9 protein-coding genes are annotated in these 12,333 nt (G+C 71.8%); all 9 read right to left on the reverse strand.

The window, feature by feature from the left end; all coding sequences use genetic code 11:
• Positions 1 to 58: 58 nt before the first annotated feature.
• The 9 genes from QRN89_RS16905 to QRN89_RS16945 all read right to left on the reverse strand — a co-directional run bounded on the left by QRN89_RS16905 (position 59) and on the right by QRN89_RS16945 (position 12,130).
• A complete protein-coding gene (locus QRN89_RS16905; RefSeq protein ID WP_356948640.1) occupies positions 59 to 727 on the reverse strand; it encodes a response regulator in 669 nt (222 codons plus the stop codon).
• A gap of 610 nt (positions 728 to 1,337) precedes the next feature.
• Positions 1,338 to 2,366, reverse strand: a complete 1,029-nt coding sequence (locus QRN89_RS16910; RefSeq protein ID WP_290350267.1) for an LLM class flavin-dependent oxidoreductase — start codon at positions 2,364 to 2,366, stop codon at positions 1,338 to 1,340.
• Entirely contained in the window at positions 2,363 to 4,261 is a 1,899-nt protein-coding gene (locus QRN89_RS16915; protein ID WP_290350268.1) for an ABC transporter ATP-binding protein, read from the reverse strand. Before QRN89_RS16915 ends, QRN89_RS16910 begins: the two co-directional genes overlap by 4 nt.
• Positions 4,251 to 7,496: a lantibiotic dehydratase gene (locus QRN89_RS16920; RefSeq protein WP_290353739.1), complete on the reverse strand. Its 3,246-nt coding sequence runs from the start codon at positions 7,494 to 7,496 to the stop codon at positions 4,251 to 4,253. Before QRN89_RS16920 ends, QRN89_RS16915 begins: the two co-directional genes overlap by 11 nt.
• Before the next feature lie 2 nt (positions 7,497 to 7,498).
• On the reverse strand, positions 7,499 to 8,740 hold the full coding sequence (locus tag QRN89_RS16925; protein ID WP_290350269.1) for a lanthionine synthetase LanC family protein: 1,242 nt from the start codon (positions 8,738 to 8,740) through the stop codon (positions 7,499 to 7,501).
• Positions 8,741 to 8,822: 82 nt separating this feature from the next.
• Complete coding sequence (locus QRN89_RS16930; protein WP_290350270.1) at positions 8,823 to 9,005, reverse strand: hypothetical protein; 183 nt, start codon at positions 9,003 to 9,005, stop codon at positions 8,823 to 8,825.
• A gap of 173 nt (positions 9,006 to 9,178) precedes the next feature.
• Positions 9,179 to 9,763, reverse strand: a complete 585-nt coding sequence (locus tag QRN89_RS16935) for an LURP-one-related family protein (RefSeq protein WP_290350271.1) — start codon at positions 9,761 to 9,763, stop codon at positions 9,179 to 9,181.
• Between the two features lie 143 nt (positions 9,764 to 9,906).
• Positions 9,907 to 10,620: a DUF899 domain-containing protein gene (locus tag QRN89_RS16940; protein WP_290350272.1), complete on the reverse strand. Its 714-nt coding sequence runs from the start codon at positions 10,618 to 10,620 to the stop codon at positions 9,907 to 9,909.
• A gap of 43 nt (positions 10,621 to 10,663) precedes the next feature.
• The gene (locus QRN89_RS16945; protein WP_290350273.1) at positions 10,664 to 12,130 is read right to left on the reverse strand and encodes a DUF6777 domain-containing protein; all 1,467 of its coding nucleotides are present in this window, start codon (positions 12,128 to 12,130) and stop codon (positions 10,664 to 10,666) included.
• Positions 12,131 to 12,333: the final 203 nt, after the last annotated feature.

Consider the following 12,333-nt stretch of genomic DNA (forward strand, 5'->3'; position numbering starts at 1 on the left):
AAGCGGGTTGCCGTCAACGGCGGGGTGGGGGTCGGTTCCTGCGGTCCGGCGGGCGGACTCAGCGGGTGCCGGCGAGCACGGGCCGGCGGTGCCGGCCCTCGGCCGACGCCGCCCGGTGCGCCAGCACGGCCGCCTGCACACGGTTGGCCAGCCTGAGCTTGGCCAGGATGGCGCTCACGTGCTCCTTGGTCGTGGACGCGCTCATCATCAGCCTGCGCCCGATGTCGGCGTTGGTGAGTCCTTCCGCCAGCAGATCCAGAACCTGGTGCTCCCGCGCGGTGAGGGTGTCCAGGCGGGGGTCCCGCGCGTCGTGCCCCGGGCCCCGGTCCAAGTAGCCGTCGACGACGACGCGCGCCGCTGCCGGCGACAGCACCGTCCCTCCCGAGGCCAGCACCCGGACCGCGTGGGCGAGTTCCTGCGGGGTCGCGTCCTTGAGCAGGAATCCCTTCGCGCCCGTTCGCAGGGCCGCCGCGATGTCCTCGTCGGCCAGGAACGTCGTGAGCACGGCCACCGCCGGCGCGGACGTGCGCTCGCCGATCCCGGCCAGGACGGCGAGCCCGTCCACCTCCGGCATGCGCAGATCGAGCAGGACGACATCGGGCCGGTGCACGTCGATCGCGGCGAGCGCCCCGCGGCCGTCGCAGGCGACCGGGACTTCGATGTCCGGCTCGCTCTCCAGAATGCGCTGCATACAGGTCCGGAGCAGCATTTCGTCGTCGACAATCATCACGCGGATCATCACGCCCCCTCAGCGCGGCCTCCCCGTTCGGCCGCATCTTGATCAAGATAGCAATCGGTGAAGGGACCCGAACGTCCGGGGTGGCGCCCCGAAGGGAATTGGGGAATTCAATTCCCTTGGCCGGCGGGGAATTTCAGGCTTCGGTGTCGATCGTCTCCCTGATCAGTGCCACCATCTCGGAGTCCCAGGTGAGCACCAGCAGTTCGACCTTGTCCCCCGTGACAGTGGTGCAGCTCACGGCGGTTCCGCCGCGCCCGCCCCCGGTCGCCGCTTCCGCCGGGCCGGCCAGCCGGACGCGGTTCACGGCCGGCCCTTCCAGAACCGCGCCCGACCCGCTGAGGGTGATTTTCCCGGGCTGCATCGAAGGGGCTGACGGACCCGTCCGGTACTTGCACCGAATCGTGACCTGCTCCCCCCGCCTGAATGCGGCGACACGACGCGCGGACCGGGACCGGTCCACTCCCTTGCCGCCTGTCCAGAGAACCAGATCCATCAGGGAATGCAGCAGGAATTCCAGCAACAGCATGCGATCGCTCGCTCCTCGGCTCGGACGACTCGTCGATGACGAGCCTCGTGTGTGTACGCGGACGCGGGGTCGTCATCGGACGCGGGCCGTCCGGTCCCGCATCGCCTCCGCGATGGCCCGTACGTCGGCCAGTGCCGCCTCGGGACCCTCGGTCAACAGGACCCCGGCACAGCTCAGCGCGATCTCCGTCGCCCCCGCCTCACCGTAGCCGGTGAGGTGTTCCGCCACTTCCTCAGGTGTGCCGTGGACGAAGACCCCGGCGTCGACCAGAGCGCCCGCTCCCGCCCAGGGGTCCGACACGTCCGCGTCGACTCCGCTCGAGCGCAGCATGGCCGCGTAGTGCTCGCCGCCCAGGTGGAGTTCGTGCGCGGCGAAGGCCAGCTTCCTGGGGTCCCGTCCGGGCCTGCGCACCGCGCAGGGAACGATCGCGGTCACCGTCGGCGCGGCCCGTCCGCGTGAGGCGGCCCCCCGGGCGAGGGCGGGCACGATCTGCTCCCTCAGGTACCCCGCCGGCGTCAGCAGGGTGATCGCCACGTCGGCCACCTGCCCCGCCGTGTAGGCCATGCGCGGCCGCAGCACGCCGACGCCGAGGGAGACCGGTGGGTGCGGCACCTGGAGCAGACCGTCGTCGATGCGTACGTACCGTCCCTGGAAGTCCTCGACCACCTCGCCGTCGAGCAGTCGCCGCATCACGGTCAGGTACTCGGCGACGGCCGTGCGCGGGCTTTCGTAGGGCCGTCCGCGCACCGACGCCACGAATGCGGGGTCGCCGGTGCTGAATCCGGCCACGCACGGTTCCCCGGTCAGCAGCGCCAGTGATCTCGCCTGCACGGCGGCGTCCAGGGGATGCCGCAGCGCGGTGAGGGCGACGCTGGTACCCGCGGGCACCCGGATGCCCCGCCCGGCCAGGTGGGCGAACGCCTGGTGCGTGTCGACGACGAGCGACTGCCCCATGTAGAGCCGGTGGAGGGCGTGTTCCCGCACCGCCTCGGCGAACGCGGCGACCTGGTCGAGGTCGTGGGCCATGAGCGGATACATGAGGGAGAGACGTGGCGGCCTACCGGCCATGGAGTCCTCCGTGTGCGTCGCGGTGGTGGTCATGGACGGACCTCGGCGTGGTCGTGGCCGCGGTCGGCGGCGTCGGTCAGATAGGCGTCGGCCTGGAGCCGGAACAGACGGGCGTAGGTCCCGTCGAGGGCCAGCAGTTCGGCATGGGTGCCTTCCTCGATGAGCGCGCCCCCCTGCATCACGAGGATCTTGTCCGCGAGACGGACCGTGGAGAACCGGTGGGAGACGATCAATGACGTGGCCCGTGCGCAGATGGTGCGCAGCCGGCCGAAGAGATCGGCCTCCGCCTCCGGGTCGATCGCCGCGGTCGGCTCGTCGAGGACCGCGACCGGCGCGTCCCTCAGGAAGGCTCGTGCCAGGGCGATCTTCTGCCACTGGCCGCCGGACAGCTGGTGTCCGCCCTCGAAGTGCCGGCCCAGCACGGTGTCGTACGTGTCGCCGAGCCCCTCGACGAACTCGGCCGCGCCGCCGGCCTCGGCGGCCGCACGGATGCGCGCCGTGTCGTCGAGGAGTTCGAGCCGGCCGAAGCCGATGTTGTGGCGTACGGGCAGCTCGTACCGGATGAAGTCCTGGAAGACGACTCCGATGTTCCGCTGCAGGTCGGTCGTGTCGTACTCCTCGATGGGCACACCGTCGACGAGGATGCGGCCGCTCGTGGGCTCGTACAGCCGGGTCAGCAGTTTGACGATGGTGCTCTTGCCCGCCCCGTTGGCGCCGACGAGGGCGCAGCAGGTGCCGGCCGGGAGGAAGCACGTGAAGCCGTCCAGAGCGGGTTCCGTGCTGCCGGGGTAGCGGAAGGTCACGTCCTGGAACTCGATGCCGTGGGTGAGGCGGCGCGGGAACGGGCGGGTGCCGCTCGCGATCCGGCCCTCGGGCAGTGACAGGTAGTCGAAGAGGTTCCCCGTGAAGAGCGTGTTCTGGTAGAGCGTCGCCACGCCCAGCAGCAGCCCCGTGGCCGCCGCGTGGACGGCGCCCAGGGCCTGGAGGTACCCCGCGAGCTCACCGAGGCGACCGGTCTCCACGGTCGACGTGAGGGCGAAGACCAGCGCGCCCGCCGAACAGGCGACGCTGACCAGCCCCAGTACCGCCGACCAGCCGTGCCGCCTGCGGGCCAGCGCGCGGTCGACGCGGAAGAACTCGCGCACCAGCGCCCCGTAGCGTTCCACGAAGTAGGGGCCGAGCTGGTAGAGCTTCACCTCCTTGTAGGAGGAGTCCGTCGTCGTCAGGTCCTGGTAGTAGAACGCACGCCGGCGGTCCTGCGCGCGGTGGTACTCGACCGCGTAGCCCTCCTTGCTGAACACGATGTGCGCGGCGAGCGCGGGCAGCGGGGCCAGCAGGATGGCGAGCGCGATCCAGGCGTTCCACGAGAACAGCACCGAACTGACCATGACGAGCGAGGCCAGCGAGGTGAGCGTGCGCAGCATCTCCTCGAAGACCTCGAACGCCGTGCCCCCGCCGCTCTCCCGCAGCGCCCGCTGCAGGCGGTCGTACGCCTCGGCGTCCTCGTAGGAACTGAGGTCCATGCGAGTCCCCTTGACCATGACCCGCTCGCCGATCTTCGCGGAGAACTCCAGTTGCAGCAGGGTGTTCAGGTACTGGGAGAAGGACGACAGGACGTGCTCGCCCAACGCCACCGCGACGAGTCCCGCGGCGGCACGGGCGAGCCGGTCCATGGCCCCCGGGACGTCCGCGAACGCGTCGGCGACGGCCTGTACGGCATCCGCGGTGAGCCAGATCCCGGCTGCCGGCACCGCGGCGGTCGACAGCGTGAGCAGCGCCAGCGCGGAGACCCGGGCGGGACTCAGTCCCCAGAAACTCCGCAGGACCAGCCACCAGTAGCGCAGGTCCCGGGAGAGTCTGCGGTGCTCGTCGGACGCGGTGCCGTCGGGTGCCGAGACGGCCGTGCCCCCGGTGTGCTCAGTGGTCACCGGGCCTCCCCCGCAGACAGTTCAGCACGTGCCCCCAGAGCAGGTAGCACCGGTTCTCGGCCGGCCGGTCCATGGGCAGCAGCCGGTTCACCTGCATGTGCGCGAGGCTCGCCAGGATGGCGTCGCGCGTGCCCCACAGGGTCCCGGCCTCCTCGGCCGCGGCTACCGCCGTCGCCGCGCGGCGCACCGCCTCGGCCTGCCCGTCGAGGGCATCCGCCAGCTTCTCGTGGTGGGCGCGGCCGAGCGGGTGCGGGCGACGGTCCCAGGGCTGGAGCAACTCGCACAGATAGTCGCGGTCCTTCCGGTACCGCTCGCGGGACTCCTTGTCCTCCGGCGGACGCGGCATGGCCGCCAGTCTCTGGTGGACGTCGAGCCCCCACTGCGTGTACAGCGCGTTCACGGCGGCGAGGGTGACGGCCTCGGGGTCCAGTCCGGGCTCCCTGTCCCAGAGGAGGCGCAGCAGCCGGCAGGAGACGGCGGAGTTCGCGGCGAAGAGGGCCTCGACGGAGTCGTACACGTCCGGGCCTCCGTAGCGGCTGATCTCCGGTCGGTACGTGGCGACTTCGAGGCGCTCGGCGGTTCCGTTCCGTACGAGTTCCCCGCCCCAGTCGAGCAGGAGCGGCAGCAGCCGGCCGTCGGCGCGGGCGGTGCGCACCCTGATGCGCAGGTGGGGGTCCGGGTCGGCGTAGCGGATGTAGAACCAACGGCCGATGTCGAGACCTGCGTCCCGTGTCCGCTCGAGCAGGGCGGGCAGCTCGACGGCCGCGATCTCGTCGTGGAGGTCCCTGGCCGCGTACAGCTTGAGGTACGACCAGTCGGATCCCGGCAGATGGCTCCGGTGCGCGGCCGGGTCCGTGCCGAGGGCCCTCCGTGCCTCGGAGGGGCGGGGCCGCCCGTCCGGCCGCGGCACGGCGTCGGGCACGGCGATGAGCGGGACGACGACCTCCGACAGGTAGCCGCGGCCCGCGCGGTCCCGCAGCCACAACCGGTCGGGCCCGGGCAGGGCTTCCTGGAGGGTGACGCGTCCGTCGGCGGTGCGCAGTTCGGCGAGGAGTTCCTCGACGCACACGGGGTGGTCGAGGTCGAGGAGCAGCCGGTTGTCGTCGTCCGCCAGGTACACGTGGCGGGGCACGCCCCAGGTGCTGCGCCAGCGGCTCAGCTCGGCCGCGGAGCGCGGAAAGTGCGCTGCCCCGGCGGTGGCGGAGCCTCGCGCCCCCACCGGGTGGAGGTTCCATTCGGCGGCGCGCACGACGACCCGGCCGCGTACGACGCGCGGGAGGTGCGGGGCGCCCTCGACGGGGCCCCAGGTGAAACCGGTGGGCACGGTGTACCGGGCGCGGGAGACCTCCAGCAGGAAACGGCAGACGTTGGGGGCGCCGAGCGGGCTGAGCATGTGGTTCTGGACGACGACCACCTCGCGCCCCAGGCGCGCCGAGTAGAGGCGGAAGCCGTCGTCGTCGGCGCCCACGTGGATGTCGGCCAGGCCGAGGACCCGGTCGGGAGCGACCGACGGGGCCACGTTCACGGGGATCTCGTACGCGTGGACGGCGGGCCGGATCGCCACGTTGGCGCCGCGGCCGTTGGGTGGCAGGTACGCCAGCTCGGCGACGACGACCTCCGGTTCCAGGGCCTCCCGGGCCCGGGCGTAGGCCCGGAGGTGTTCGCCGGCGGCCGGGCCGAGCAGAGGGAAGAACCGCCCGAAGGTGCGGCCTCCCTCGCCGAGACCGTCGGTGTTGAGGACGGCGGTCCAGTCCCCCCGGTCGATGCCGTCGGTGCTGTCCGCGGCGATCTGCACGTACGCGTCCACGCCGGGGCAGAGCGGACCGGCGGCGGCGCGCTCCGGGGGCAGCAGGCGTTCCAGCACGTCGTCGGTCAGCTTCACCTCTTCGGCACCGCGCCGCCACGCGTCGGCCGCGAGGGCGACCAACTCCCGTGCCGTGTGGGGCTCGCCCTCGTCCGCCGACTGGGTCATGGCCATGGCACGCGGCGGGTTCACATAGCCGTTGGGCGCGTCGAGGCCGTGCTCGGCGCCGAGGAGTTCGAGGACGGGGACGACGGCGTCGGTGCCGTACCGCTCCATGAACGCCTGGTGGTACGCGGCGAGATGGTCGTATCCCCCGGGCTGGGCCCGGCCGAGACGGGCCAGGCAGCCGACCGTGTCGGCGATCTCGTCGGCGACCCGGCGGTCGAGGGACCCGGCGTCGAGGCCGAGGGCGGAATCGACCTGGAACGGCTGGCCCTTGTGGTCGGGGACGAGGGCGCGCTGCACGGAGCGCAGCCGTCGGAGGGTGGTGGTGTGGCCGTGCGCGGTCCGGCCGGTCAGCTCGACGACCTCCCGCAGCGCGGCCGCGGAGGAAACGCCCGCCCCCGTGGCGTCGAGGCGGTCCAGGACGTACCGCTCGGGGTGGGGGTCGGTGACGGGAGGCCGGAGATCGGTGACGAGCAGACCGAGGCCGACCAGTTCGGTGAGGAACGCGGTGATCCGTTCGCGCCCCGTCCCGGGAAAGCCCTCCGTCAGCTCGTCGGCCAGGGCCGCGAACGGAACGGGGGCGGCGGGCGGCGCGAGTCGCAGGACGTGCGCGAGGGGTTCGGTGTGGCGTACGCGTACCGAGCGGCGGTCGGAGGCGTCGCCGTGCACACCGGACGCGGGCAGGACGACCCGGTCGCCCACCTGCCGGGCCAGGGCATTGACGGAAACGCCGAGACGGGTCAGGACTCCCGGGTCCTCCTCCAGCCGCCGTACGAGGGCGAGCAGCCAGCCCATGTCGGCCCGTACACGGGCGGAGGCGAGCGCGGTGTCGCCGAGCGCCGCGGTGGTGCTGTCGCCGAAGGTGCCGAAGCCGACTCCGGAGAAGGCCCCGAAGGGGGTCGGCCGGGTGCTCATCCGCGTGAGGTAACGGAGCGTACGCGAGTGCACGCGCCGGTCCTCCTTGCCTCCCGCCCGTCCCTGGCGCGTCCGGGCCAGACCGTCGAGCAGTCCGCTCCCGGCCGCGACGAGCGCATGCTGCACCTGTGGGTCGTCGGCCAGGGACCGCAGCCGGTCGCGGGTGAGGTTCTCGTCGCTGTCGCCGCCACGGGTGCCGTCGCCGCCCACGGCGAGCGCGTCCCGCCAGACGTCGACGGGGAGGGCCGGCGCACGCAGCAGGTGGAAGTCGAGGGCTCGGTACAGCGGCGTGCGGCGGGTCGGGTCCTTGTGGGTCACGTTCTCGGTCTCGGTCCTGTCGTCACTGGTCACGGTCAACGGGGGAGGAGCACCTTCCACCAACTGGGGCGGTGGCCCGTGGCGAGGGCGCTGAGGGTGAGGGCCACGCCTGCCGCGCCGGTGAGGAGCCCGGGGTTGTCGACGACGTGCCCGGTGGTCTCGTGGTCGCGGTAGACCAGAGGGAGGTCCGGGTCGGCAGCGTCGACCAGTCGCCGCGCCAGACCGGGGAGGGCGCGGGCGGCTCCGTCACTCCCCTTCGCCGCGAACTCCTGGGCGAGGGCGGCGATTCCGGCCAGCCCGTGACAGACGGTGGGCGAGCGCGGCACGTCGCCGCCGGCCACCCGGTCGAGCAGTCCGTCCAGCGCCGCGAACGCCTCGGTCTCCAGGGCCCGGTCGTCCAGCGCCTCGGCCACGGCCAGCAGTCCTGCGGCGACGCCCCCGGTGCCGTGGCACCAGGCCGGCCCGGCTTCGCCGGGCTCCGCCGCCGGTACGGACCGGGGCCACCTGAGCCTGCACCCACCGCCGTCACCGACCGCCAGCAGCCACTCGGTCACCTCGTCGAGCGCGGCCCGCTGCCCGGGCACCCGGTGCCCTCGCCGCCACGCGGCGGCCAAGGCCGCCGCGATCCCGGCCGCACCGTGGGACATGCCGGTGTCGAGACGTCCCTCCACGGCCCAGCGCCCGTCGGTCGCGACCCACACCAGGTACCGCAGGCTCTTCTCCAGAGCCCGCTCGACCAGCGGGGTCGTGGGGCGTACGGAGCACAGGTGGGCCACGACCCCGGCGCTGCCGTAGAGGAGGTCGTAGTGGTGATCGGCCACGGCGCCGGGACGACGCGGCCGGGGGGTGGCGAGCACCTGACGACCGAGTTGCTCGTGCAGTCCACCCAGGCTGCCGAGAAAGCGCGGTTCCTCCAGCGAAATGTCCTGGAGCACGAACGCGATCCCGGCGGTTCCCTCGAAGAGCCCGGGATGCGCGAGGGGCTTCTGCCGGGTGGCGGAAAAGGCCGCGCGCACAAAGGAAAAGCTCCGCTGGAGGGCGCGGTCCCGCTCTTCTCCGACGGCTGCACCACGGGCGGCGTGCACATGCAGGAGGGCGAGCCCCGCGTGCCCCTCGCTGAGAGAGGCGCCGTGCCAGAAGGGCGTGTCGGTCTGTTCGGCGGCACGAGCTGCGGCCGCGGCGGCCCGCTCGGGGGTGTCCAGACGTTCTCGGATCAATGCGGCCACCGCTCCGGCGCGGGCGGCCACATCGGGCGGGAGGAAAGGGGCGACGGTCATGTACTTTTCCGCGGGAACTCAGGGCTGGGCCCTCCGACCTGCGCCGGAGGGCCCATGACTCAGACTCGAGCCGGAAGCGCTGTCAGCACTTGCCGTTCGTGCGCACCGCGGCGCAAGCGGCCGTCAGCTTGATCGTCTGCCGGATGGTCTGCTTCACGACCGCCTTGCTGACGACGCGCGAAGCGATGCTGGCGACCGGCGAGAGCGACGTCTCGGCCGGGTCGGCGGAGACGGTCACACGGGCGTCGAGGTTGAACTCGTCCATGGAAAAACTGCACCTTTCATTCCGGAGGGACGCCGCTCCGCGAAAAACCGGATGGAATTCCAGCGGCGACCCGGGAATGAAATTACCGATGGGCGGTACACGAGTGAACCCACCGATCTTCCTTTTCCTCCCCACCGTTCGTCGGGTGCGGGCACCCGACTTTCGGGGTGGGTTCACCGCCCTTGCAACGCATCGAGCGCGACGGCCATGCACAGGGCCAGAACCCGGTCGAGTTCCGGATCCTGGACGCGGATCACGTAGCGGTCGCGTATTCCCCACTTCCGTTCCACGGAAAGGACGGGCCGGCCGTCCCGCACGAAGTCGAAGTGGTAGAGGAACGGCACCGGCGGCACGGGGACGACCGGCACGAAGGCGTCGACCAGATCCCACGCCCGGCGCGCCACCGCGACACCGAGCCGTCTCTCCCTCCCGACGGCGGCGGCCCGGTCCGCCTGGGTCAGATGCCACGTCGAGCGCACCAGCGAAGCCTTGAAGTCCTTGCGGAAGGAGCCGATCGGCTCGCCGTCCGGGCCGGTGACGTCGTAGGTGGCACCGAGGTCGAGGGCCTCCCTCGCCGTGAACCGGCCGATCACCCGGGCCCGGTCGTCCCCCGTCCAGAGCGTCAGGTCCTCCTTCAGGGCGAATCTCTTCTGCTCGCCGAACGCGACGACGTCCCCCCCGTCCGCAGCCGCGATCACATAGCGGTTGACCAGGGGAGTGACCTTCTGCGTCATCAGGAATTCGCTGAGTTGCTCCATGGGGGAACAGTAGGCAGCGGTGATCGCACCCCCCGTACGCCTGAGGTGGGATCACACACCCCCCGATCGGGGGGTGCTCCGCCCTCCGAAGGAGAGAGCAGGGCCGCGACGGCACCGTGGGGCGCCCCGTCCGGAGAGGGAGCTCAGCCGACCCCGCGGGGCTCGGAGGGCCCCTCCGTTGCCGGTTCGGCGTCGTCGCCGTACGCGTCGTGCCAGTTCCACCAGGCGTACGGCGGCGTCTGGGGATAGCCCTCGGGCGAGCTCTCCCACGTCTCCTGCCGTCCGAGAGCGGTCATGTCGAGGTAGCTCCAGGTGCTCCCCAGCGCCTCGTCCCCGCGGTTGTTGACGAAGTAGGTGCGGAACACCCGGTCGCCGTCACGGATGAACGCGTTCGTCCCGTGCCACTCGTCCACCCCGAAGTCGGCGTCGAAGTCGCCGGTGATCGTGTACCAGGGGATCGTCCAGCCCATCCGTGCCTTCACCCGCTCGACGTCCGGCTGCGGCGCACGCGAGACGAAGACGAGAGTGGTGTCGCGGGCGTTCAGATGGGCGAGGTGACCGACGTGGTCGGCCACCATGGAGCAGCCGCGGCAGGCGTGGTCGGGCCAGCCGGACACACCGGGCTCGAAGAACGCGCGGTAGACGATCAGCTGCCGACGGCCCTCGAAGAGGTCGAGCAGGCCCGCCTTGCCCTCGGGGCCCTCGAACTCGTACGCCTTCTCCACCGCCAGCCACGGCATCCGCCGACGCCTGGCGGCCAGTTCGTCACGAGCGCGGGTCAGCCTCTTCTCCTCGACGAGCAGTTCCTGCCGCGCGGACTCCCACTCCTGCGGCGAGACGACCGGGGGTGTCTCCATGGTGACGTTCACCTTCCCCTTCGGGTCCGGACTCGTTCCGGCACTACGAGTGCTGGGGCTCCTGCTGAGGCTGTTCCTCGGCGGGCTGCTGCGGCTGCTCTGCCGGAGGCGACTCGGGGAGCTGCTGTTCCGGCTGCCGGGGCTCGGCCGGCTCCTCGGGCTCGGGGGGCTGTGGCTGCTCGGGCTCGGGGGGCTGTGGCTGCTCGGGCTCGGGGGGCTGTGGCTGCTCGGGCTCGGGCGCGACGGGCTGGTCCTCCTCCTGCTGGGGCTGCTGCTCCTGATCCGTCTCGGGGGCCACGGGCTTCTCCGGCTCGTCGGGCGACTGCGGCTCCTCCGGGTCCGGCGCCACGGGCTCCTCCTTCTCGTCCTTCTTCTGCTCCTCCTCCTTCTGCTCCTCCTTCTTCTTCTCGTCCTCCTTCTTCTCCTCGTCCTTCTTCTTCTCCTCGTCCTTCTTCTTCTCCTCGTCCTTCTTCTCCTCGTCCTTCTTCTCCTCCTCCTTCTGCTCCTCCTCCTTCTGCTCGTCCTTCTGCTCGTCCTTCTGCTCCTCCTCCTTCTGCTCCTCCTCCTTCTGCTCGTCCTTCTTCTCCTCCTTGCCCTTCTCCTTGTCCTCGTCCGTCCGGCCGTCCTGCGTGTCCTCGTCCTCCCCTTCGGGTTCGCTCTGCTCCTCGCCCTCCGGGAACAGGTCCGAGGACTCGGTCGGCTCAGGCAGGACCGGGAAGGACGCGTCCGGCGGCTGTCCCTTGGGAGCCGGGATCCGGTGATCGCTCCGGCCCTGGACGTCTCCGTTCGGACGCTCGAACCACGCCTTGGTCTCGGGGTCGTACATCGTGACGGCCTTCATCGGCTTGGGCGCCGGGACGACCGCGACGATGGCGGCCGAGCGGAAGGAGGCCCACTTCCTGCCGGTGTACGTCTGCTCGCCCTGGACCGCCACGGCGGGCGCGAGCGGGTTGCCGCAGGCGCAGCGCACCCGCGGGACGCCCCGGTCGTCGACGAGCACCGCCGTACCCGCCTGGAGGACGGCCTGGTACTCCGTCGCCCTGCCGTCCCGGTAACCGTGATTGGTGACGCGGGTGTCCCACGTCAGCCGGACCGGCGTCAGCGACCGCAGATACGCGGGGACTTCGGCGCGCGGGATGCGCAGGGCACCCGCGAACGCGCTCCCCTTGTTCTCGTTCTCCGCGAGATACGCGATCTGCTTCTCGACGTCGCAGCTCGCGACGTTCTGCGTGCCTCCGTAGAGACCGGGATGCGCACCGCTGACGGCCACGGTGCGTGAGCCGATCCTCGATGTGCTGGGGCCGGAAGGGGTCCCGGCGCCCCGGGTGTCCGTGGCCACCGACGGGGTGAACGGGTCACGGCCGGCCGCCGAGGCGGTCTGGAGGAAGATCTCCCCGCCTCCCTGGGATCCGCCTCCCATGAGCGAGAAGGCGAGGATCACCGCCATCGCCACCACGACGGCCATGCCGGCGCTCAGCAGGGTGAGCCGGCTGCGCCGCCAGAACGGCACATTTCCGTGGCCCCGGCCCGGTTCGTCGGGTCCGCCCGGCTCGGGCGGCCCGCTCGGGGGGCTGGGCGGGGGTGGAGGTCCGGGCGGCGGAGGGGGCTTTTCCCACTCGTCGGACGACCGGCCGGTCAGCGGACCGGACGGCGGGCCCGTGGGACGTGTGGGGCGCTCGGACGGAGGAAGCTCTGACGTCACGGCATGCTCCC

This window comes from Streptomyces sp. HUAS CB01 (assembly GCF_030406905.1).
GTDB lineage: Bacteria > Actinomycetota > Actinomycetes > Streptomycetales > Streptomycetaceae > Streptomyces > Streptomyces chengbuensis.